Source organism: Rhizobacter fulvus (assembly GCF_964020785.1).
Genome location: NZ_OZ224516.1, coordinates 136,643 through 158,829 on the forward strand (window position 1 = coordinate 136,643; position 22,187 = coordinate 158,829).

General features: G+C 66.5%; 24 protein-coding genes. 2 read left to right on the forward strand and 22 right to left on the reverse strand.

What is annotated here, in order from left to right:
* Positions 1 to 170 precede the first annotated feature (170 nt).
* The 22 genes from ACWH49_RS00650 to ACWH49_RS00755 form a co-directional block, all read right to left on the reverse strand.
* The gene (locus ACWH49_RS00650; protein ID WP_448169684.1) at positions 171 to 653 is read right to left on the reverse strand and encodes an aromatic-ring-hydroxylating dioxygenase subunit beta; all 483 of its coding nucleotides are present in this window, start codon (positions 651 to 653) and stop codon (positions 171 to 173) included.
* Complete coding sequence (locus ACWH49_RS00655) at positions 650 to 1,852, reverse strand: aromatic ring-hydroxylating oxygenase subunit alpha (protein ID WP_448169685.1); 1,203 nt, start codon at positions 1,850 to 1,852, stop codon at positions 650 to 652. The genes ACWH49_RS00650 and ACWH49_RS00655 overlap by 4 nt, the downstream gene beginning before the upstream one ends.
* Before the next feature lie 34 nt (positions 1,853 to 1,886).
* Complete coding sequence (locus ACWH49_RS00660; protein WP_448169686.1) at positions 1,887 to 2,768, reverse strand: alpha/beta fold hydrolase; 882 nt, start codon at positions 2,766 to 2,768, stop codon at positions 1,887 to 1,889.
* Complete coding sequence (locus ACWH49_RS00665) at positions 2,765 to 3,493, reverse strand: ABC transporter ATP-binding protein (protein WP_448174280.1); 729 nt, start codon at positions 3,491 to 3,493, stop codon at positions 2,765 to 2,767. Before ACWH49_RS00665 ends, ACWH49_RS00660 begins: the two co-directional genes overlap by 4 nt.
* 52 nt (positions 3,494 to 3,545) lie before the next feature.
* Positions 3,546 to 4,352, reverse strand: a complete 807-nt coding sequence (locus ACWH49_RS00670) for an ABC transporter ATP-binding protein (protein ID WP_448169687.1) — start codon at positions 4,350 to 4,352, stop codon at positions 3,546 to 3,548.
* Positions 4,349 to 5,359 carry a branched-chain amino acid ABC transporter permease gene (locus tag ACWH49_RS00675; protein WP_448169688.1) on the reverse strand — a complete coding sequence of 337 codons (1,011 nt, stop codon included), beginning with the start codon at positions 5,357 to 5,359 and terminating at the stop codon, positions 4,349 to 4,351. The genes ACWH49_RS00670 and ACWH49_RS00675 overlap by 4 nt, the downstream gene beginning before the upstream one ends.
* Positions 5,360 to 6,247: a branched-chain amino acid ABC transporter permease gene (locus ACWH49_RS00680; protein WP_448169689.1), complete on the reverse strand. Its 888-nt coding sequence runs from the start codon at positions 6,245 to 6,247 to the stop codon at positions 5,360 to 5,362. It lies immediately after the preceding gene.
* Positions 6,244 to 7,407, reverse strand: a complete 1,164-nt coding sequence (locus ACWH49_RS00685) for an ABC transporter substrate-binding protein (protein ID WP_448169690.1) — start codon at positions 7,405 to 7,407, stop codon at positions 6,244 to 6,246. The genes ACWH49_RS00680 and ACWH49_RS00685 overlap by 4 nt, the downstream gene beginning before the upstream one ends.
* 77 nt (positions 7,408 to 7,484) lie before the next feature.
* The gene (locus ACWH49_RS00690; RefSeq protein WP_448169691.1) at positions 7,485 to 8,651 is read right to left on the reverse strand and encodes an ABC transporter substrate-binding protein; all 1,167 of its coding nucleotides are present in this window, start codon (positions 8,649 to 8,651) and stop codon (positions 7,485 to 7,487) included.
* A gap of 34 nt (positions 8,652 to 8,685) precedes the next feature.
* Positions 8,686 to 10,266 carry a class I adenylate-forming enzyme family protein gene (locus ACWH49_RS00695; RefSeq protein ID WP_448169692.1) on the reverse strand — a complete coding sequence of 527 codons (1,581 nt, stop codon included), beginning with the start codon at positions 10,264 to 10,266 and terminating at the stop codon, positions 8,686 to 8,688.
* 18 nt (positions 10,267 to 10,284) lie between these two features.
* Positions 10,285 to 10,683 carry a Zn-ribbon domain-containing OB-fold protein gene (locus ACWH49_RS00700; protein WP_448169693.1) on the reverse strand — a complete coding sequence of 133 codons (399 nt, stop codon included), beginning with the start codon at positions 10,681 to 10,683 and terminating at the stop codon, positions 10,285 to 10,287.
* Between the two features lie 24 nt (positions 10,684 to 10,707).
* On the reverse strand, positions 10,708 to 11,907 hold the full coding sequence (locus ACWH49_RS00705; RefSeq protein WP_448169694.1) for a thiolase family protein: 1,200 nt from the start codon (positions 11,905 to 11,907) through the stop codon (positions 10,708 to 10,710).
* Positions 11,907 to 12,440 carry an aromatic-ring-hydroxylating dioxygenase subunit beta gene (locus ACWH49_RS00710; protein WP_448169695.1) on the reverse strand — a complete coding sequence of 178 codons (534 nt, stop codon included), beginning with the start codon at positions 12,438 to 12,440 and terminating at the stop codon, positions 11,907 to 11,909. Before ACWH49_RS00710 ends, ACWH49_RS00705 begins: the two co-directional genes overlap by 1 nt.
* Positions 12,441 to 12,525: 85 nt before the next feature.
* A complete protein-coding gene (locus ACWH49_RS00715; protein WP_448169696.1) occupies positions 12,526 to 13,806 on the reverse strand; it encodes an aromatic ring-hydroxylating oxygenase subunit alpha in 1,281 nt (426 codons plus the stop codon).
* A 71-nt stretch (positions 13,807 to 13,877) separates the two neighbouring features.
* Entirely contained in the window at positions 13,878 to 14,069 is a 192-nt protein-coding gene (locus ACWH49_RS00720) for a 2-hydroxymuconate tautomerase (protein ID WP_448169697.1), read from the reverse strand.
* A 15-nt stretch (positions 14,070 to 14,084) separates the two neighbouring features.
* On the reverse strand, positions 14,085 to 14,873 hold the full coding sequence (gene dmpH, locus ACWH49_RS00725) for a 2-oxo-3-hexenedioate decarboxylase (protein WP_448169698.1): 789 nt from the start codon (positions 14,871 to 14,873) through the stop codon (positions 14,085 to 14,087).
* Between the two features lie 10 nt (positions 14,874 to 14,883).
* On the reverse strand, positions 14,884 to 15,927 hold the full coding sequence (gene dmpG / locus ACWH49_RS00730) for a 4-hydroxy-2-oxovalerate aldolase (RefSeq protein WP_448169699.1): 1,044 nt from the start codon (positions 15,925 to 15,927) through the stop codon (positions 14,884 to 14,886).
* A 26-nt stretch (positions 15,928 to 15,953) separates the two neighbouring features.
* On the reverse strand, positions 15,954 to 16,865 hold the full coding sequence (locus ACWH49_RS00735; RefSeq protein ID WP_448169700.1) for an acetaldehyde dehydrogenase (acetylating): 912 nt from the start codon (positions 16,863 to 16,865) through the stop codon (positions 15,954 to 15,956).
* A 19-nt stretch (positions 16,866 to 16,884) separates the two neighbouring features.
* Positions 16,885 to 17,667: a 2-oxopent-4-enoate hydratase gene (gene dmpE / locus ACWH49_RS00740; protein ID WP_448169701.1), complete on the reverse strand. Its 783-nt coding sequence runs from the start codon at positions 17,665 to 17,667 to the stop codon at positions 16,885 to 16,887.
* 10 nt (positions 17,668 to 17,677) lie between these two features.
* Complete coding sequence (locus tag ACWH49_RS00745) at positions 17,678 to 18,622, reverse strand: catechol 2,3-dioxygenase (RefSeq protein ID WP_448169702.1); 945 nt, start codon at positions 18,620 to 18,622, stop codon at positions 17,678 to 17,680.
* Position 18,623: 1 nt separating this feature from the next.
* On the reverse strand, positions 18,624 to 19,046 hold the full coding sequence (locus ACWH49_RS00750) for a 2Fe-2S iron-sulfur cluster-binding protein (protein ID WP_448169703.1): 423 nt from the start codon (positions 19,044 to 19,046) through the stop codon (positions 18,624 to 18,626).
* Between the two features lie 7 nt (positions 19,047 to 19,053).
* The gene (locus tag ACWH49_RS00755; RefSeq protein WP_448169704.1) at positions 19,054 to 19,893 is read right to left on the reverse strand and encodes an alpha/beta fold hydrolase; all 840 of its coding nucleotides are present in this window, start codon (positions 19,891 to 19,893) and stop codon (positions 19,054 to 19,056) included.
* 241 nt (positions 19,894 to 20,134) lie between these two features.
* On the opposite strand from ACWH49_RS00755, the gene ACWH49_RS00760 reads away from it, so the two are divergent.
* Positions 20,135 to 20,842 carry a GntR family transcriptional regulator gene (locus ACWH49_RS00760; protein WP_448169705.1) on the forward strand — a complete coding sequence of 236 codons (708 nt, stop codon included), beginning with the start codon at positions 20,135 to 20,137 and terminating at the stop codon, positions 20,840 to 20,842.
* The gene (locus ACWH49_RS00765) at positions 20,839 to 22,086 is read left to right on the forward strand and encodes an NAD(P)/FAD-dependent oxidoreductase (RefSeq protein WP_448169706.1); all 1,248 of its coding nucleotides are present in this window, start codon (positions 20,839 to 20,841) and stop codon (positions 22,084 to 22,086) included. The genes ACWH49_RS00760 and ACWH49_RS00765 overlap by 4 nt, the downstream gene beginning before the upstream one ends.
* Positions 22,087 to 22,187 lie beyond the last annotated feature (101 nt).

Below are 22,187 nucleotides of genomic sequence, written 5' to 3' on the forward strand. Positions count from 1 at the left end.
TGTGTGGATGGCAGGTTGGCGCGATAAAACAAACAGAGCAGCCTGTTTTTGACGGTGTACGCCTCGTTCGGACGAGCCTTGCTGCGGACGGCAGTGTCTCGAATCTACGAAGTAACGACTATTATCGCTAACCCGAATGAATATCGAGATTTCTCAACAACGCCCCGGACTCAGAACGGGAACACGACGTAGCGAGGCAACGCGTCGGCGTCGTAGACGGCGCGTCGCTGCCTGAGCAGCGCCCCGGCCGGCGATACCTCGATCAGGTCGCGGTAGACGCCGGTGGTCAGCAAGGTCGAGACGCCACCTTCCGGCGTCATCGCGATCGAGAAGTTCGACATCACCTCGAACCGGCCGGGGGCCGCCTCGCGGGTTTCCAGGCGCTGAAAGAAGTGACGCGTCCGGTAGGCCTGATAAGTCCCGGCCCAGACCTTGGTGACGATGGACACGCGGTCTTCGAGCCGCGCACGGCTGTCGTCGAGCATCAGCGCGATCGACAGGCCGCGCTGCTCGTTCTCGGCCGAGATGCAGATGTACGACGCCGCCGGGTCGGTCGAGAAGGTCGCGAGCCAGCCGGCCATGTCTTGCGCGTCGAGCGCGGCGATGTGCCGGGTCTGCACGGCGTCGATCGCGTTCAGGGTGTCGGCGTTCATGCTTCGGCCTCCCGCTTGAAACCCAACAGCTTGCGGTAGTACTCCCACTTCGGCAGCTGGCCGGTCTCGTCGTTCTGCTTGACGTCGAACGACGGCTCCTTGCCGCCGGTGACACCTTTCTGGAACTCCGCGTACCCGGGCGTGAAACTGCCGATGTGGATGCGCTGGAAGATCGCCGCGTCTTCCATGCTGACCATGCCGCAGGGTCCGAGCAGATTGGACGACTGGCGCAATCGGTGGCGCACCATCGCCTCGTCGTCGTCGGCATGCGAGAAGTAGGCGTAATGCACTTCGGTCACGTCGTGGCTGCGCGCGATCGCGAAGCGCAGGTTGATGACGTCGAGGTGCTTGACGAGCACGCTCACCGGGAACAGCTCGACCACGCACGATCCCTTTTCCGGGTTCTGGCCCTTGAACTCGATCAACGAGGGGTCCTTCAGGAAGCCGCTGCTCTGGATCGGCTTGAGCTGCGCCTCGATCGCGATGTGGCCATTCGGCGTCATGAACTGCGCGCCCTGCCCGCCCTGCCAGTTCAGCAGCCGAAAGCCGGTGTGCAGCAGCGGCGCGTGGAAGCCGTCGTTATCGTTATAGGCTTTCCAGTTGACCGCGTAACGAACCTTCTGGTAGCCGAGCAGCTTCAGGCGTCCATCGCCCGCGAGCACCACACGCAGCGTCGAGCGCATGCTCTCGCCCAGCCATTCGTCCAGCGGCGGCGTGGCCTCGCCCAGGGTGACGAACAGCAGGCCCAGGTACTCGGCGGTGCGCAGCTGCTTGAGGCCGAAATTCTTCTTGTCGAAATCGGGCGCGAATTCCCTCGAGCCCGGGCAGCCGACCAAGTCGCCCTCGAGTGCGAACAGCCAGCGGTGGTACGGGCACTCGAACTCCGGCCGGTTGCCGCAGGTCGCGGTCTCCACCTGCGTGCCGCGGTGGGTGCAGCTGTTCAGGAACACACGCAGCTCGCGGTCCTTGCCGCGCGCAATCAGCAAGGGCATGCGGCCGAGGTCGAAGGTCTTGAAGTCCCCGACTTCGGGCAGTTCGCCCGCGTGGGCCACCGGGTGCCAGCAGTCACCGTAGTAGATGGTCTTGAGCTCCTGTTCGAACAACGGCTCGCTGACGAACACCTCCTTCGGGACTTGGCTGATCCGGTCGGACCAGATCAGCGGCTGGATGCGAACGTTGTCATGGTCAGGGGTGTGCATGTCGATACCTCCAGGGTGGGACAGCAGGTGACGATCAGACCTTGCCGGTCTGCAGAAACTGATGAACTACCGTGTTGAACTCGGCCGGCGCCTCATACTGCGGCCAGTGCGCCGCATCGGCACGGATCACATGGAGTTGCCCGCCGGGCACCTGCGCGCAGGCTGCGGTCGCGGCCTCGAGGTCGTGAATCGGGTTGAACCGCGTCCAGAGGAACAGCGTGTCGCAGGCCAGCCTGCCGAGTTCGATCATCACCGGCGCACCCTCGCCGGAATCGGCCGACTTCAGCAGCGCGAGCACCTTCGGCGCGGCCTGCTGGAAGTCGGGCCGCAGGTAGATCGCCAGCCGCGAGCCGACGAGTTCGTCGTCGAGCAAGGGCCAGTTGGATTCGTGCATCAGCCACTGCATGCGCCTGCGCACCGTCTCGATCGTCGGCACCTGGCCGACATTCCTGCGGCTGAGTTCTTCAAGGTTCTGCAGGTCGCGCCGGCCTTTCTCGCTGACGATCGGGATGCCGCCGGTCGTGTTGAGAATCAGGCGCTTGACGCGAAACGGGCTCATGACCGCAAACGTGCCGGCGACCCAGCCACCCAGCGACTCGCCCGAGATGTGCGCGCGCGCGATGCTCAAGGCGTCCATGAGTTCGCCGAGCTGGCGCGCATAGGTGGCGGGCAGGTAGTCGATGTCGAGCGGCTTGTCTGACAAGCCGTGGCCGACGAAGTCGAAGGCGACGACGTGGTAGTGGGCCGACAGGGCCAGCACGTTCTTCGCATAGGCCTCGAGGTGGCCGCCGATGCCGTGCATCAGAAACAGCGCCTCGGGCTTGCCGGCGCCGGCCTCGACGATGCGGATGTTGCCGAAGCTCAGCGTCTCGACGTAGCGCACAGTGGCGCCGAGCAGGTCCAGCCACAGACTCATGGCGCTGTCTCCAGGGGTTCGACGCCGAGCCCCAGGTAGGCCTCGCGCACCATCGGATCGTTCATCAAGTCGGCCCCCGCGCCGCTGTGCACGACACGCCCGCTTTCCAGCACGTAGGCACGGTCGGCCAGCGGCAGCGCCTCGTGTGCGTTCTGTTCGACCAGCAGGATTGTCATGCCCTCGCGGCGCAGCCCGGCGATGATCGAGAACACCTCCTCGACGATCAGCGGCGCCAGCCCCATCGACGGTTCGTCGAGCAGCAGCAGGCGCGGCTGGCTCATCAGCGCGCGGCCGATCGCCAGCATCTGCTGCTGCCCACCGGACAACAGGCCCGACATCTGCGCGCGCTTGTCGGCGAGCACCGGGAACATCGTGTACATGCGCTGCAGACCACGTTCCACGTCCGCCGCCGATCGGGTCTGCCCGCCCAGGCGCAGGTTCTCGTCGACCGACAGGTCGCCGAACACGCAGCGCCCTTCCGGGCAGTGCGCGATCCCGAGGCCGACGCGGCGGTACGCCGGCAAGTCACCCAGCGCGCGGCCGTCGAACTCGACGCTGCCATGGCGCGCGGGTTGCAGCCCGGAGATCGTCTTCAGCAGCGTGGTCTTGCCGGCGCCGTTGCTGCCGACCAGCGCCACCAGCTGGCCGGGCAGCACCTCCAGGCTCACGCCGTGCAGGCACTGGATGTGGCCGTACCAGCTGTCGACCGCGCTCACGCGCAACAGCGGCTGTCCGGCGGACGGTGAAGGGGCAGCAGTGGCAGGCATCGATTCGCTTTCAGTGGCGGGTGCCGAGGTAGGCGGCGATCACGTCCGGGTCGCGCGCCACCTCGCGTGGTGTGCCTTCGGCGATGCGGCGGCCGTAGTTCAGCACCACGACGTGGTCGGACACGCCCATCACCAGCTTCATGTCGTGCTCGATCAGCACGACCGTGATGCGCTGCGAAGCGAGCCGCTCGATGAGCCGCCCCATCTCGAGCTTCTCGCGCGGGTTCAAGCCGGCCGCCGGTTCGTCGAGCAGCAGCAGCGTCGGCTCGTTCATCAGCGCGCGGGCCAGTTCGAGGCGCTTGAGCGCACCGTACGACAAGGCATCCGGCATCGCCTCGGGCAGGACATCCAGCCCGACCATCGCGATCAGCCGGCGCGCGCGCTCACCGAGCTCGTCGTCACGCCGCACCAGCGACGCTGGGCGGAAGATGCCCGCCCACAATCCGCCCTGCAAGCCGACGTGGGCGCCGAGCAGCACGTTTTCGAGCACGGTCATGTTGCGGCAGATCTTCAGGTTCTGGAACGTGCGCGCCACGCCCAGAGACGCCAGTTCGTGCGGCGCCAGAGCCGCCAGGTCGCGCCCTTCGATGAGCACCCTTCCCGCGCTCGGCCGGTACAGGCAGCTGACGATGTTGAGCAGCGTGGTCTTGCCGGCACCATTGGGCCCGATCAAGGAATGCACCTGGCCGCGCGTCAGCGAGAACGTCACGTCCTCGAGCACCTTCGGCCCGCCGAAGTCCTTGTGCAAGGCTTCGACGCGCACGATCTCGGCGGCCCCGGTGGGCGCCGCCGGCGACTGCGATCCGAGGCTGCTCATGCGTGCGCTCCGGCGCGGCGTGCGCGCCAACGATCCCGCAGTGTCGGCACGATGCCGCGCGGCATGAACAGCACGGCGGCGAACAGCCCGCCACCCACCACGAGGGTCTCGTACTCGGCCGCGCCCGCCAGCAGGTTGGGCAGCAGCGTCACGATCGCCGCACCCAGCACCGCACCGCCGATCGAGCCGATGCCGCCGATCACGGCCATCATCAAAAACTGCACCGAATGCACGAACGACGCCGAAGCCGGCGTGATGAAGCCCGCGTAGTGGGCGTAGAGCGCGCCCATCAGGCCGGCGATCGCGCCCGACAGCACGAAGATGCGCACCTTGTAGCTGCGCACGTCCACCCCCATCGTCGTGGCCGCGATCTCGGCGTCGTGCAGCGCACGCAGCGCGCGCCCGGCCGGCGAGCGCATCAGGTTCAGCGCCGCGCCGACCACGAGCGCCAACACCAGGAGCAGCAACCAGTACCAGGCGGCGTCGCCATGCAGCACGTGGCGGCCGATCTCGAGCGGGCCGACCGACATGCCGTCCGGACCACCGCTGAATTGCTGCTCGTTGCGCAGCACGATACCCAGCAGCAGGCCGATGCCCAGGGTGGCGACGGCGAGGTAGTAACCCGAGAGCTTCAGGAACAAGCGGCCCACCGCCCAGGCCAGCAGCGTGCTGCCCAACACGGCACACGGCAGCGCCAGCAGCACCGGCCAGCCGCGTGCGACCGACAGATGCGCCGACAGGTAGGCCCCGCTGGCGAAGAACGCCGCGTGTCCAAGGCTCAGCTGGCCGGTGGTGCCAATCAGCAAGGTGAGCGACACCGCGACCGCGGCGTTGATCAGCACCAGATTGGCCACGGCCAGGTAGAACGGGTTCGGCACCAGCACCGGCATCAACGCGGCGAGCACGAGCACGGCCGCCAGCACCAAGGCGCGGCGCCATCGGCGGCGCGCCACCGGCGGCACCACGGGCAGGGCCGCCACAGTGGTCGACGAAGAGTTGCTGGTCATTCAGACACGCTCCACACGAGGCTTGCCGAACAGACCGTTGGGCCTGACCATGAACAGCAGCACGATCATCACGAACGGCACCGCGTCCTTGTAGGCCGACGAGATGTAGCCCGCGGTCATCGCTTCGGCCAGGCCGATCGCGAAACCGCCGAGCACCGCACCCAGCGGGCTGCCCATGCCACCGATGATGGCGGCGATGATCGCCTTCAGACCGACCATCACGCCGACGTCGTAGTAGGTGTAGGTGATCGGCGTGGTGACGATGCCAGCGACCGCGCCGAGCATGCCGGACAGCGCAAAAGCGAGCAGCAGCACGCGCTTGACGTCGATGCCGACCAGCTGCGCGGTGACCGGGTCGAGCGATGCGGCGACGAAGCCGCGACCGATCCGGCTGCTGCGGAAGAACCAGGCCAGCGCCGCGAGCACGACCACCGTGACGCCGATCACCCAGATGGCCTGCGGCAGGATGCTGGCGCCGCCGATGCGGATCGGATCGCCGCCGCTGAAAGACGGGATCGAGCGCGTCTGCGTGCCCCACAGCACGTGCGCCACCCCGCGCAGCATGATGCCGAAAGCAACCGTCAGGATGATCACCTGCAGCACGCCGGAACGCCGCAGCGTGTGGGTGAACAGGAACTGCAGCAGCAGCGACACGCAAAGCACCACCGCCACCGCCAACAGCATCGCAATGCCCAGCGGCACCTGGGACTGCAGCAACACTGCGGTTGTCATGCCGCCGAGCATGACGGATTCGCCCTGCGAAAAGTTGAGCGCCCCGCTGGCGTTGAAGATCAGCGTGAACCCCAGCGCTACCAGCGCATAGCGGGCACCCTCGGTCAGGCCCGAGGACAGGAACTGGATGAAGGCCGCGTCCATCGAGTGGGTCACTCCAGCAATTTCCAGCGGCCGTTCTTGACCTGGATGATGCGCAGCGACTCGGCGTTCAGGCCGACGTGGTCGCTCTCGCTCATGCGGAAGCGCCCGGTCACGCCGACGAAGTCGTTGCCGGTCTCGATCGCGTCGCGGATCCTGGCCGGATCGATGCTGCCGCTGCGCCGCACCGCCTCACGCACCGCGACGAAGGCGTCGTACGCCGTGCCGGCGAAGAACGACGGGTCTTCGTTGAACTTGGCGCGATACGTCTTGACGTAAGCCTGCACCACAGGCTGCTGCGGATCGGTCGTCGGCAACTGCTCCCACACCAGGATGGCCACGTTGGCCATCACCATGTCTTCTGCCGCGCCGCCGGCGAGCCGGACGAAGTCGTTCGACGCGAGCCCGTGGGTGCCGTAGTGGGGCAGCGTGATGCCGAGCTGCTTGTAGTTCTTGGTGGCAATGATCGCCGGCTCGCCGAAACCGCAGTTCAGGATCGCCTGCAGGCCCGGCTCCTGGCGCAGCTTGGTCAGCTGCACCGTCATGTCGGTGTCTTTCGGGTTGTACGACTCGTCGCGCAGGATCTTGATGCCGCTGGCCGGCGCGAGCTTCTGCGCGGCGGCCAGGCACGAGCGGCCGAACGCGTCGGTGCCCGCGATGATGCCGATGCTCTTGAGGCCGCGCCCGGTCATGTGGTTGAAGAGCCGGCTGACCACCATCGAATCAGTCTGGATGGTCTTGAACACGAACTTCTTCACGGGCTCGACGATCGCGGCACCCGCACCCATCGACACCATCGGGATGCCGGCCCGCTCGACCAGCGGGATCGCCGAGAGCGTCGGCCCCGTCAGCGAGCAGCCGATGATGACCTGGACCTTGTCGTTGTCGATGAGGCGCTTGACCAGGGTGTTGGCACGCGCCGCATCGGACTCGTCGTCGTAGCCGACGAACTCGATCCTGCGGCCGTCGACGCCGCCCGCGGCGTTGGTGCTCTCCACCAGCATCTCGACCGTCTTCATCGCGCCGGCACCGGCATAGGCGGCCGGGCCGGTGACCGAGAAGCACCCGCCGATGCGCAGGGGCGGCTTGGTCTGTGCCAATACCGGCGCGGCGAGGAACACGCCGATCGCGGCAAGGGTCAGCAGCCAGCCGGTGTGTGGTTGACGTTTTCGCATGGAAGATGTCCTTGGGAAATGAACGGCCAGCCTTGGGGCCGGCATCGCCGCGATGCGTCGCAGGTTTGACAGCGCCGTCACTCGACCAGCTTCCAGCGCCCGCCCTTGACCTGCACGATGCGCAGCGATGCGGCGGTGAGACCGACGTGGTCGGTCGCGCTCATCTGGAACGGCCCGGTCACGCCCTTGAACGAACTCGCCTCGAGCGCGTCGCGCAGCTTGCCGGGCTCGATGCTGCCGGCGCGCTGCACGGCCTCGCGGATCGCCAGCATCGCGTCGTGCGCATTGCCGGCGAAGTACGACGGCGCTTCGCCGTGCTTGGTCTGGTAGGCCTTCACGTAGGCTTGCACCACACCCTGCAGCGGGTCGCTGGCGGGCAGCTGGTCCCACACCAGGATCGGCCCGTTGGTCATCACCATGTCGTCGGCCGCGGCACCGGCCAGCTTGACGAAGGTGTCGGACGCGAGTGCGTGCGTGCCGTAGTGCGGCAAGGTGATGCCCAGCTGCCTGTAGTTCTTGGTCAGGATCACCGCCGGCTCGCCGAAGCCGCAGTTCAGGATCGCCTGCACACCCGGCGCCTGGCGCAGGTTGGTGAGCTGCGCGGTCATGTCGGTGTCCTTCACGTTGAAGGATTCTTCGCGCGCGATCTTGACGCCCTTCTCGGGCGAGAGTTTCTGCGCCGCGCCCAGGCAAGCCCTGCCGAAGGCATCGGTGCCGGCAATCACGCCGATGGTCGTGATCTTGTTCTTGAGCATGTGCTCGTAAAGCCGCGTGATCGCCATCGCGTCGGTCTGGTTCATCTTGAAGACGAACTTCTTGACCGGGTCGATGATCACCGTGCCGCCGGCCAGCGACAGCATGGGCACACCGGCACGCTCGACCAGCGGCGCGGCCGACATCGTCGTGCCGGTGGTCGAGCCGCCGATCAGCACCTGCACGCCATCGTTGTCGAGCATGCGCTTGACCAGCGTGTTGGCGCGCGCCGGGTCGGATTCGTCGTCGTAGCGCACCAGCTCGAGCTTGCGGCCGTCGATGCCGCCGGCCGCATTGATCGACTCGACGTACATCTCCACCGTCTTCATCGCACCCGAGCCGAGGTAGGCAGCCGGCCCGGTGACCGACAGATAGGCGCCGATCTTCAGCGGCGGCTTGCCCTGGGCCAGGGCCGGCGGGGTGGTCAGGCTGGCGGCAACCGCCAGCGCGGCGGCGGCCAGATGGCTGAACTTTTTCAGGAGCTTGGTCATGGATGTCTCGTGGTTCTGGGGGAGATTTCGGGCGTCATTCGACGGTCGTGGTCCAGGGCACCAGCCCCGGCGCGCTGCTGAGCCATTTCTTCAGCTCGTTCTTCTTCACTTTCGAGTTCGTGGTCTTCGGGAGTTCGGTCACGAACACGATGTGCTTGGGGGTCTCCGGACGGCTGAGGCGACCGTCGCAGAAGCCGGTGATGTCCGCTGCCGTCGCTGCGGCGTGGGCGGCCCGGCGCACGACGACGGCCACGACCGCCTCGCCCCATTCAGGGTGCGGCACACCGACGACCGCGACCTCCTCGACCGCCGGGTGCTCGACCAGCACCGCTTCGACCGAGGTCGGGAAGACGTTGACGGCGCCGGTGATGATCATGAACTTCTGGCGGTCCATCAGGTACAGGTAGCCGCGCTCGTCAAGTCGCCCGATGTCGTTGGTGCGCAGCCAGCCGTCGGTGAGGGCCTCGGCGGTGGCCTGCGGCAGGTTGCGGTAGCCCTTCATCAGGGTGTTGCCGCGCAGCCAGATCTCGCCGGCCTCGCCGAGCGGCAGCGGCTGGCCCTGGTCGTCGCGGATCGAGCAGTCATAGTGCACGCCGATCTTGCCGACCGACTTGAGCAGCCCGGGTTCGTCGAGCAGAGCCTTGTCGTGGTCGGCGTTGGTGAGGTAGCTGATCCAGCCGCCGGTGGCCTCGGTCATGGCGTAGGTCTGGATCAGCGCTACGTTGAAGGTCGCCTTCGCGTCGCGGATCAGCTTCGGCGTGGCCGGCGACGAGCCGTACATCATCAGGCGCAGCGACGCCAGGTTGTAGACCGGGTTGGCCTGAACCTCGGCGATCGCACGCTGCAGCATCGTCGGCACGAGCAGGCCGACCGTGACCTTGAAGCGCCCGACTTCCTGCAGGAAGCTCTGGATCTGGAATGCGCCGTCGGGGATCGCCACCGTCATCGCATTGCCGATGCCGAACACGCCCATCATCACGACGACCCAGGCCGACGACGCCGGCACGTACCAGACATCGTCTCGTGCGAAACCGAACGAGATCAACGAGTGCAGGATGCAGTTGGCACCGCCCTCCTGCGTCAGCATCACGCCCTTGGGCACGCCGGTGGTGCCCGAGGTGTAGCTGATCAGCAGCAGGTCGTCGCCGCGCAGTGCCGGCCAAGCCGGCTCGCCGTGCGCATCGGCCAGCAGTTGCTCGTAGTCGAGCGGCATGCCGTGCCCGGTGCCGTAGCCGATCAGCGTGATGCCGAGCGCGGCGATCTCGGCCAAGTGCTCTGCCACCAGTTGCCTGCAGCGCGCATGCACCAGCAGGTATCGCGTCTCGCTGTCCTTGAGCACGTGGACCATCTCCGGCCACGGATACTGCGTGTTCAGGCCGACCCGCGGCGCGCCTATCTTCATGCACGCGAAGAAGTGCTCGTAGACCTCGATCGTCTCGAAGGTCAGGATCGCGACGGTCTCGCCGCTGCGGTGCCCGAGCTTCTGCAGGGCCACGCCGAAGCGGTCCGAGCGCCGGTCCATCTGTTGCCATGTGGCACTGCGCTCACCGCACAGGTAGGCGGTGTTGTCAGGGTAGTTGCGCCCGCAGCGCCTGACCATGTCTCTGGGCAGCATCGTCTTCGTCTCCTTCGTTCAAGCGTGTTTGGCGCGGGCCACGTTGCGCGCGCGCCGGAACACCAGGCCCTTGTCGTCGTAGTCGGCCTTCAGCGCCATGCCGCCGGTCACCGCCTCGGGCGCGGTCCCGACGATGCGGCAGATCAGCTGCGGCCCCTCTTCGAGCTCAACCAGCCCATGCACCAGCGGCACCGGGAAGTCGGGGGAATACGGCCGGCGCGTGACCGTGTACGACAACAGCACGGCGCGGCCGCTGGCGCGCTTCCAGGCCACGCCGGCGTCATCGCGCGCACACCAGGCGCGCTCGTGATAGCCGAGCGCGGCGCCGCTGCGGCGGTCGACCGCGATGCGCAGCTCCTTGACCGCGATGCCGGCGAGGAACTCGTCGTCGTAGCGATGCATGAAAACCTGATCCATCGGGATTTCCTTCGACCTTGACGATCAGTTCAGGCGCTTCTTCGGGCTGACCAGCAGGCAGGCGTGGTAGTCCAGGCAGCCGCCGTTGCCGCTGACCAGGATCAGCCCGTTGTTCACCTGGCGTTCACCGCCGGCACCGCGCGCCTGGATCACCGCCTCGGACAGCGGCGTCACGCCCTGCAGATAGAAGCCCGACAGGTGCCCGCCGCCGGTGTTGACCGGCAGCTTGCCGCCGGGCGCGGTGTGGCCGCGCGCGATGAAGGCGCCGCCGGCGCCGCGCCGGCACAGGCCGTAGCCTTCGAGACTGAGCAGGCCGACGTAGGAAAACGCGTCGTAGAACTGCGCCTGCGTCACGTCGCTCGCCTTCACGCCGGCGCTGCGGTAGGCGGTCTTGCCGGCCTGCGTGGCGCCGGTGTCGACCTCGGCCTCATCGCCGCGCAGGCCCGATCGGCCGCGGTGGCCCTGGCCCATGCCGTGGATGTAGGTCGCGGGCTGGGGCGCATCGGCCGCGCGCTCGACCGAGGTCACCACGAGCGCGATTGCACCGTTGACCGGGAAGCAGCAGTCGAGCACCCGGAACGGCTCGACGACGAACGGCGAAGCGAGGTAGTCGGCCATCGTCAGTGGCTTGCGCAGGAAGGCCTGCGGGTTCAGCGCCGCCCACTGGCGACAGGCCAGCGCGTAGGCGCCGAGCTGCTCGTGCGTGGTGCCGAACAGCGCCATGTGGCGGCGCGCCGCCAGCGCATAGCCGGCGCTGGCGCCGAAGAAGCCCTGGCGCGCCTCCCAGCTCTCGATGCCCGACAGCGGCATCGCCATCGCGAAGGTGTCGCCGCCGCCCTTGCCTTTCAACGGCGTGTCGGCAAACACGCAGACCACCGACTTGGCCAGCCCGGCCTCGACCGCCAGCGCCGCGTATTGCACCATCTGAACGGCGGTGGAGCCTTCGGAGTCCATCGCCGCCAGCAGCGCCAGATCGCGCATCCCGAGGTCGTTGTGCAGGCGCAGCGGCAGTTCGTCGGTGGCCGCGGTCGGGCTCTTGTTGAGCAGCAGGCCGTCGATGTCTTTCAGGCGCAAGCCGGCATCGGCGGCAGCCGCCGCGATCGCGGTCGCCGCCAGTTCGCGGATCGTGCCGATCGGCTGGCGCGACATCGCGCTGAAGCCCAGGCCGGTGATCGCGGCACGGGCCCGGGGTTTCTTCGTCGCTGCGCTGACCATGGCACGCATCAGATGATGAACGCCAGGCTCGGCACGGCCTCGTCGCCGTGGATCAGCATCACCTTCTTGAAAAACATGAGGAGCGAGCCGTCCGGCTTGCGACGCAGATGGTGCTCGACCCGGCCGGGCCAGACCTCGATCTTGCCGGTCGAGGAGCGCCGCAGTTCGTAGAGCACGAAGTTCGACAGCACGCGCCAGCCGCCTGCCTCGTGGCGCGAGATTTCGATGTTGCTCACCACGCGGCGCAGGCGCGACACCGGCAGCTGCGAGTGGCGCTTGCCGGTGGCGAGTTGAGCAATGCGCGTGCGCAGCCGCGAGCGGTTGTCGGCGGTGATCGAGACATGCTTGTTCATGTCGTAGTCGCCCTCGCCGCGCGGCACCCAGTACATCATGTCCTCATCGACGAGGGCTTCCCATTCGAGGTAGCGCGACTCGTCGGCGAGGCGCGCCTCCATGTACAGGAAGTCGCAGATCTCGCGGTGTTCGTCCGCACCAATGGCGGCCGGCTTGACGGTGCCAGCAGCATCCGTGGTGGATGTCATCAAATCTCCTTGTGCCCGAACCATGCGGGCGAATTGTCTGAACGGTGGCCTTGTTCCAGCGAGGTCGGGCAAGACCGACCCGCGATCAGGTGGCCGATGTCGGCGCCGTCATGATCTTCTTGTAGTGCTGCCACAAGCCGCGGTTGGTGCACTCGTCGGTCACGTGCCCCACGGTCACACCCATCGCGTCGACGTGCTCGCGGTTCAGGCCGCGTGACAGGTCCATCCAGCCGGCACGGTCGCGCAGCGCCATCTGCTGCCGCTCGGAGATCACGCTGTCGTCGGCCAGGAGGAAGGCCGACGGGCCCATCGCCGCTTCGGAGTTGCGGATGATCCGCTGGTTGACTTCGTCCGGTGCGCCATCGAGCAGCATCGGGGTGTGCCAGTGCACGCACTCGTGGGCGCTGATCGGCTCGAAGAACACGATGTTCATCTCGCCGAGAAACAGGTTCGGGAAGATCGCCGCGTGCGGCGGGCCATCGCGCAGAATGCGCCCGCCCTTCTCGTCCCCATGGGCCTGCTTCATCATGGCCTGGTACTCGGGAAAGCGGTCGGCCGAGGTGTTGAGCCAGGTCAGATTCTGCGTGTAGGTCGGCGAGAAGTAGAGCTCGGTGTGGCCATTGCCCCAGGCCTTGGTCTCGGACAGAAGCGTGTCTTCGCCGGCGATGACCGCCGAGTCGTACTGCGAGTTGATCACCTGCGCGAACGAACTGTGAACGTCATTGACGTGGTAGCCGTCGGTGTCGTTCTCCGGCAGCATCTTCCAGTTCGATTCGAAGCGCTGCTTGGTCCAGCCCGCGGTGAGCTTGATGCGGCCGGTTGGCGACATGTCGCAGGCCCGATCGATCAGGATCTTGGCGCGCCCGAGGTGATCGAGCAGCGGCGGCGTCGCCGCATTGAAGGTCGCGAACACGAAGCCCCGGTACTGTTCGGTGCGCAGCGCCTTCATGCCAAGCTCCGACTTCTCCTTTGCGAAGCCGCCCGGGTAGGGTACGTCCTTCAGGTTGCCCGCCAGATCGTAGACCCAACCGTGGTAAGCGCAGGTGAAGTACTTCTCCTTGCCGTGCTTGGCCACGCAGAGCATGTTGCCGCGATGCGCGCAGCGATTCACCAGCACCGCCACCGAGGCGTCGCGCTGGCGCACCATCAGCACCTCTTCGCGGCCGATCGTGCGCCGAACGTATTCGCCGACTTGCGGCACTTCAGAGTCGTGCCCGACGAAGACCCAGCCTCCGTAGAAGATCTTCGTCATCTCGAGTTCAAAGACGGATTCGTCGGTGTACAGGCTGCCGTGGACTCGCTCGTCCTCGATCAACGCAGCGATGTCGACCGGCTTGCGGACGAAATTGATGGTTTGAGATGTCATGATCCTTGAAACCCTCAATGAGTGAACGTTAGTTAGGTTGGACGGTGAGCGACCCACGACGGGCCGGCTTCCTACCGCCCGAGGTCCCTGGCGGTCTGCCCGGCGATGCCCCAGTTTTCCTTGGGCACGTCGTGGATCCAGACGCGCACGTTGGCCACCGGCGTGCCGATGGCCTCGACGAGCGCCTGCGTCACCTTCTCGATCACCGCGCGCTTCTGCTCCTCGGTGCGGCCTTCGAGCATGTAGATCTGGGCGAACGGCATGTGGGGTTCCTGACGTCAGACGAACCGGATGCCGACGCTGCCCAAGTGCTGCATCTTCAGCGTGACGCTGTCGCCCGCCTGCACCGCCACCGCCTCGGTGATGCCGCCCGACAGCACCAGGCTGCCGGCCGGCAATTCCTGGTCGCGCAGGGCCAGGTGGTTGACCAGCATCGCCACCGCCGCGGCCGGGTGGCCGACCACCGCCGCGCCGGCACCGAAGGCCACCGGCACGCCGTTCTTCTCGAGCACGATGCCCAGCGTCCGCAGGTCCAGCTCCTGCGCGCTGGCGATTCGCCCACCGACGACGAAGCGCACGGCCGAGGTGTTGTCGGCGATCACGCTCTTGGCGTCGAACTTGAAGTCGCGGTAGCGGCTGTCGATGACCTCGATGCCGGGCAGCACGAAGTCGCAGGCCGCCAGCACCATGCCGATGTGGCAGCCCGGACCTTTCAGCGCCGTCTTGGTGACGAAGCAGATCTCGGGCTCGACCTTGGGGTGGATCAGCTCGCTGACCTTGACCGCGCCGCCCTCGGGCACGGTGAATTCGTCGACAAGGAAGCCGAACACCGGCTCGCTGACGCCCATCTGCTTCATCTTGGCGTAGGACGTGAGCCCGGCCTTGTAGCCGACGACACGCGCGCCGCGCCCGATCTTGCGCTGCAGGATCGCGTCCTGGATCGCGTAGGCGTCTTCCCAGTCCATATCGGGGTGTTCGTCGGTGATCTTGGGCGTGTCGCGCGCCTCGAGCTGGCAGCGCTCGAGGTGCTCGGCCAAGCCGGCGATGGTGTCGCGGTCGAGTTGCATCGCCGTCCCCTCAGGCCGCCTGGCGTGCGGCGCCGGCGCGGTCGCGCGCCATGGTCATCGCGGTGTCTTCGATCATGTCTTCCTGGCCACCGACCATGCCGCGCCGCCCGAGTTCGACCAGCAGGTCGCGGGCCGGGATGCCGTACTTCTGGCCGGCGCGCTTGGCGAACAGCAGGAAGCTGGAGTACACGCCGGCATAACCGAGCGTCAACGAGTCGCGGTCGATGCGGATGACGTGGTCCATGATCGGCACCACCAAGTCTTCGGCCACGTCCTGGATCTTGAAGACGTCCACGCCGGTGGCGATGCCCATGCGGTCGCACACCGCGACGAACACTTCCATCGGCGTGTTGCCGGCGCCGGCGCCGAGCCCGGCGGCAGCCGCATCGATGCGGTTGGCCCCGACCTCGACCGCCGCCAGCGAGTTGGCGATCCCCATCGCCATGTTGTGGTGGCCGTGGAAGCCGAGTTCGGTTTCAGGCCTGAGCGCATCGCGCACCGCACCCAGACGCGCCTTCACGTCGTCGGGTAGCATGTAGCCGGCCGAGTCGGTGATGTAGATGCAGTTGGCACCGTAGCCTTCCATCAGCAGGGCCTGCCTGACTAGGCCTTCTGGGCTGTTCATGTGCGCCATCATCAGGAAACCGACGGTGTCCATCTCGAGCTTGCGTGCGCGCTTGATGTGCTGCTCGGAGACATCGGCCTCGGTGCAGTGGGTGGCTACACGGATCGTGTGCACGCCGATCTCCTTGGCCATCTGCAGGTGATCGACGGTGCCGATGCCGGGGATCAGCAGCGCGCTGACCTTGGCCTGCTTCATCAGCGGGATCACGGTGCCCAAGTATTCCTCGTCGGTGTGCGCGGGGAAGCCGTAGTTGACCGAGCTGCCGCCCAGGCCGTCGCCGTGCGTCACCTCGATCAGCGGCACGCCGGCGGCGTCCAGGCCGCAGGCGATGCTCTTCATCTGCGCCAGCGTCATCTGGTGGCGCTTGGGGTGCATGCCGTCGCGCAGCGTCATGTCGTGCACCGTGATCTTCTTGCCCTTGAGCGTCATGTCGTGTTCTCCTTGGATGTGGCGGCTCAGGCGGGCACGGCTTCGAGCGTGAGCTTGCCGGCCAGCATCGCCTGGGCAAACATCTCGGCGGTGCGCGCGGCCGCGGCGGTCATGATGTCGAGATTGCCGGCGTACTTCGGCAGATAGTCGCCGAGGCCTTGGACCTCGAGGAAGATCGAGACGCGCTTGCCGTCGAACACCGGGCCGTTGACGAGCTTGTAGCCCGGCACGTATTTCTGCACTTCCTTGATCATCGCGTGGATCGACGCGGTGATCTTCGGCTGATCGGGCTCGGCCTCGGTCAGGCAGTGCACCGTGTCGCGCATGATCAGCGGCGGCTCGGCCGGGTTGATGATGATGACGGCCTTGCCCTTCGTCGCGCCGCCGACCTTCTCGATCGCGCCCGCGGTGGTGCGGGTGAATTCGTCGATGTTCTTGCGGGTGCCCGGGCCGGCCGAGCGGCTCGACACGGTGGCGACGATCTCGCCGTAGGCGACCGCCTGAACGCGGCTCACCGCGGCGACCATCGGGATCGTCGCCTGCCCGCCGCAGGTGACCATGTTGACGTTCATCTCGCGCTTGCCGACGTGCTCCTCGAGGTTCACCGGGGGCACGCAGAACGGGCCGATCGCGGCCGGCGTCAAGTCGATCATCATCACGCCGAGCGCGTTGAGCTTGCGCGAGTTCTCGGCATGCACGTAGGCACTGGTGGCGTCGAAGGCGATCTGCACGCCGTCGGCCTTGACGTGCGGCAGCAGGCCGTCCACGCCGTCGGCGGTGGTCTTGATGCCCATCTCGCGGGCCCGCTTCAGGCCGTCCGACTCGGGGTCGATGCCCACCATCCACACCGGCTCGAGCACCGCGCTGCGCTGCAGCTTGGCCAGCAGGTCGGTGCCGATGTTGCCGGGCCCGATCAGGGCACACTTGATCTTCTTCATGGCAGGGGTTCTCGCGGTTTCAGTGGAAGCGAACAGAGCAGCCGCCGAGGCCGCCGATGGTGACGCGGAAGTTGTCGCCGGCCTTGGCCGGGAACATCGCGGCCAGCGCGCCCGACAGGATGACTTCGCCGGCTTTCAGCGGAATGCCCAGGCGGCCCAGCGTGTTGGCCAGCCACGCCACCGCGTTGACCGGTGAGCCCAGTGCCGCGGCGCCGGCGCCGGTGGCGATGATCTCGCCGTTCTTCTCGAGCACCATGCCGCAGGTCGACAGGTCGACGCGCCTCGGATCGACGGCGTTGTCGCCGAGCACGAACACGCCGCAGGACGCGTTGTCGGCCACCGTGTCCTGGATTTTGATCTTCCAGTCGCGGATGCGCGAGTCGACGATCTCGAAGCAGGGCATCACGCAGTCGGTGGCCGCCAGCACGTCGGCGTTGCTCAGCCCCGGGCCCATCAGGTCGCGCTTGAGGATGAACGCGATCTCGCCTTCGGCCTTGGGCTGGATCAGCGTGGACATCGAGATCGATTCGCCCTGCGCCACGATCATGCCGTCGAGCATGTAGCCGAAGTCGGGCTGGAACACGCCCAGCATGTTCATCACAGCGGCGCTGGTTACGCCGATCTTCTTGCCGACCACGCGCTCGCCCGCCTCCAGGCGCCGCGCCAGCATGCGCTGCTGGATGCGGTACGCGTCGTCGATGGTGATGCCGGCGTGCCGGTTCGTCAGCGGCTCGACGACACTGCAGCCGCGCAATGCGGCGTAGAGCTCGTCGCCGAGGGCTTCGATGATTGGCTTGTCCATGGTCTGCTGCTCAGGTGTAGACCTCGGTGAACGAGCTTGGCAGCACACCTGTGTGATAGAAGATTCCGCGCCCCACTTCGTCTTCGGTCCATGTGGTCACGGGCCGGTCGGGCTGGGCCTGGTAGCCCAGGCCGGCGAAGGTCTCGTTGCGGTTGCCGCTCGGGTCGAAGAAGTAGATCGTCTCGCCGCGCGTGATGCCGTGGCGTGTGGGCGCGATGTCGATGCGGACCTTGTTCTTGGCCATCACGTCGCCGGCCTTGAGGATGTCGTGCCACGAGTCGAGGAAGAACGAGATATGGTGCAAGCCCGGGGTCGGACCGCCGACGAACGCAATGTCATGCGGCTTGCTCGAGCACGAGACGAACGAGGCCAGTTGGAACGCGCCCCCCGGGCCCACGGTGATCTGCTCGGTCTGGAAGAAGCCGAGCACGTCCATGAAGAACTTGGTGTTCTCGGCCACCTTGTTGATGCCTTGGCCCGGATCGAACGGGCACATCAGCAGAATGTGATCGAGCCAGTGCGCGCCGGCCCCCTTGAGGCCATCGGGCCAGGGGTCCGGGTTGATGGAGCCGACCTCGGTGCCGACGCATTCCTTCATGGCATACAGCCGCATGTCGTGCCCGCTGGGCAGCGTGAACTGCAGCATCCGGCCGGTCGAGGGCAACGTGCCTTCGCGCAGCATCTTGGTCTTGATGCCGCCGGCTTCGATCTTGAGCTTCAGCACATCGAGATCGGCGTCGCTCTTGACCTTGTAGGCCACGTGATTGAAGCCCGCCTGGTCGGACGGGGTCAGTATCACGGAGTACTTGTCCCACTCGTCCCAGCACTTCAGGTACACGTTGCCGTGCTTGTCTTCCATCGTCGTCTTCATGCCCAGCACGTTCTCGTAGTGCTTCACGGCGGCAGCCACGTCCATCACCTTGATGCTGACATGCCCGATTCTCATCACAGTCATTTCATGTCTCCTTCGATTGATTCGCTTCACCGGCCGCTTCGCTTCGGGACGAAGCGCCAGCACCCCACTGAAAGCCGAGCGCCTTCTTCATCTTGCCCACCACCTCGACCTCGACGCCTTGGAGCGGTGACACTCGACAGGCCAGACAGACTCCGCGCGCCTCTTCCTCGGCCGACACGTGCGCCCGGCTCATCGCGCCCACCTGGCGCACGCTGCCCACGCGCACGCTGATCTTGCAGACTCCGCAGCCGCCATTCACGCAGCCAACGGGAATGCCCTTGCGGCCAAGCCTCACCATGCCCTGCAACAGCGTTTCCGATTCGGTGCAGTGATACGACTCCCCGGTCCGCGTGAGACGAACGAGGTGCCGGCATGCAGCAGCGACCGGCAATGCAGCTATAGACACTGACTTTGTCAGGCCCATCGCACGCTCAGGCCGCGTCGGCCTCGGCCAGGAAATTGCCAACGAGTTGGGCGAAGCGCTGCGCGTGCTCGATCTGGGTCCAGTGCCCGCAGCGGCCATACACGTGGAGCTGCGAGCGCAGGATCAGCTGCGACAGCCGGATCGAATTCGACAGCGGCAGGACTTGGTCCTCGCGGCCATGGATGATCAGGGTTTCGTGTGGCAGCTTGCGGATGTCTTCGTCGCTGCTGGCCAGCGACTCGACCCAGCGCTGCCGCGGTGCCGGAAACATCGCGGCATACGACTCTTGGAAGCCCGGGCGGTTGCTCGCCTCGTAGCGCAACTGCGCCAGTTCGTCACTGACAAGGTTGCGGTCGTAGGCAAACCAGTCCATGACCTTGCGCATGTTCTCGAACGACGGCGTGTAGCCCCAGACCGCGTCAAGCGCGGGGGTCAGCTCGAAGTTCACACCGGCGGCACCCATCAGCACGAGGCGGCGGACCCGCTCGGGGTGGCGGATCGCGAGCGCAAGCGACAACGCTCCGCCGAATGAATTTCCCACCAGATCGACCTGCGCCAGATCGAGCGTGTCGATCAGACCGATCGCCTGCGCGACCCAGCCGTCCATCGTGTAAGCGGCGCCGGCTGGACGGTCGGTAAAGCCGAACCCGGCCATGTCCGGCGCGATGACACGCCGATCCTTGGCCAGCTCGGGCATCACCAGACGCCAGTTTGCGTAAGCGCTGACACCGGGACCGGATCCGTGGATCATCAGCACCGGAAAGCCTTGGCCAACATCGTGATAGTTGGTGCGCAAGCCGGCCGCGACAATGCTCTTGCCGATCTCCGGAGACTGAGGTGTGGTCATCGCGATCCGATCAAAAAAGCCAACTCCGGCGGCAGTTGCCGTTACCGAAATGAACAAAATTAGCTCCCAAACGACTCCACCGCCGCGGGGTGCCGGGGCCGCCGTGACCTAATATCGAGATTCTTGCAAATAGTGAATATGTTGGTACATAGTGTAAACCCGTTGATTCATCGAGATTTTCATTGTTACGATCATGGACACTTCGGTCCCAAGCAACCAATCCTGAGCAGGCTCGCCCGCCATGTCCCTCACTGACGCTGATGTTCTGGAAGCCCACGAAGCAGCTGATGAGCCGCGCACGCTCATCGAAACGGCGTATCGGCAACTGCGCCGGGACATCATCGACGGGAGCCATCAGGCCGGGCAAAAGCTGCGCGTCGAGCACCTGAAGGCGAGCTACCAAGTCAGTGCCGGAACGCTCCGCGAGGCGCTGGCACTGCTGGTGTCCGATTCCTTGGTCGTGGCGCAAGGCCAGCGCGGATTTCGCGTGGCGCCGATGTCGCTCGCCGACCTCGAAGACCTGACGCGCATGCGCGTTCTGCTCGAATGCGAGGCGGTGCGCGAGAGCATCGCACTCGGCAAGGACGACTGGGAAGCGAGTGTGGTCAGCGCGTTTCACAAGCTGACGCTGGCCGAGCAACGTTTGCGTGTGGACCCCAAGGGCGCGTTCGACGATTGGGAGAGCTGCAACCGTCAGTTCCACGAAGCGCTAGTGGCGGCCTGCCGGTCGCGCTGGATGCTCAGGTTTCGCAGGTTGCTGTACCAGCAGTCGGAACGTTATCGCCGTGTCTCGGCCATCAAGGGGCCGCCGCCGGTCGAGGTACACGACGAGCATCGGGCGATCTTCGATGCCGTGATGGCCCGCAACGCCGACCTCGCCGGCGCCGTGTTGACGGCGCATGTGCACCGGGCGCTCACAGTGATCCGCAAGGCCGGCCTGCTCAAATGAACGACGCTGTGCCGCACGGCCCCGTGGTCGTGCTGGGTGGCGGCCTGGCCGCCGTGTCGTTCGCCGGCGGCTTGCGCTCAGGTGGGTTCGAAGGCGGCATTGTCGTGGTCAGCGACGAAGTCGAGCCTCCTTACGATCGCCCCCCCCTGTCCAAGGAGTTCCAGCGCGAAGGCCTCGCCGACAATATCCGTCTCGATCTGAGCCGCGCGCCCGAGGTCGAATGGCTGCGTGGTACGCCGGCGTGCAAGGTCGATACGCAGCGACGCGAAGTGCTGTTGGCCGACGACCGCAGGCTCGACTACGAGGCCTTGGTGTTCGCCACCGGCGCCACGCCGCGCCGTCTGCCGGCGCTGCAAGATGCGCCGATGCCGGTCATCACGCTGCGCACCCTGGACGACGCGCAGCGCATTCGCGCCGGGCTCGCGCCGGGCGCCCGGCTGGTGGTGGTCGGCGGCGGCGTAATCGGACTCGAACTCGCAGCCACCGCGCGCGGCCTCGGCGCCTCGGTCACCGTGATCGAAGCCCTCGATCGGCTGATGAATCGCTGCGCCTCGACAACCCTCGCAAAGGTGGTCGCACGGTCGCACCTCGACCATGGCGTGGACATCCGCCTGGGTCGTCAGGTGATGGGCTTCGACGGCCCCGCGATCGTGCTTGACGACGGCGCTCGGGTGGAAGCCGACTTGGTGGTCGTCGGCATCGGCGTCGTCGCCAACGATGAACTGGCGCGCGCCGCCGACATTGCCTGCGACGACGGCATCTTCGTCGATCGCCTCGGTCGCACGACCTGCCCAGGCGTCTACGCCATCGGTGACGTGACCCGCCAGCGCAACCCGATCAGCGGGCGCTTCGAACGCATCGAGACTTGGTCGAACGCCCAGAATCAAGGGCTGGCGGCCGCGCGCACATTGCTGGACCCGAGGGCCGCGCCCTATGCCGACATCCCCTGGTATTGGTCGGACCAATACGAGCTGCGTATTCAGGTGGCCGGCGTTTCGCACGGCGATGAGGAGATCGTGCGCGGCGAGGCAGCGCCGGGCTCGAAGTTTTCGTTGATCCAGCTGCACCGGGGTCGCGCGGTTGGCGTGACCTGCATGAACAACGTGCGCGAATTCTCGTCGCTCAAGCGACTGCTGGGCAACGTGGCGCTGCCGGATCGCGTCGCGCTCGCCGACCCCGGCACGGACCTGCGCAAACTGCTCGCGCCGCCGAAGACCGAAGCTCTCGGAGCTCAGCCCGCGTGATGTGAATCGGCGCCGGGTGGATCGTGTGCTTCGACGCGCCAGGAGCGCCGAATTGCCCAGACCTGCAGGCACCTCACCGATTCGATCGTCCACCCGGGTTC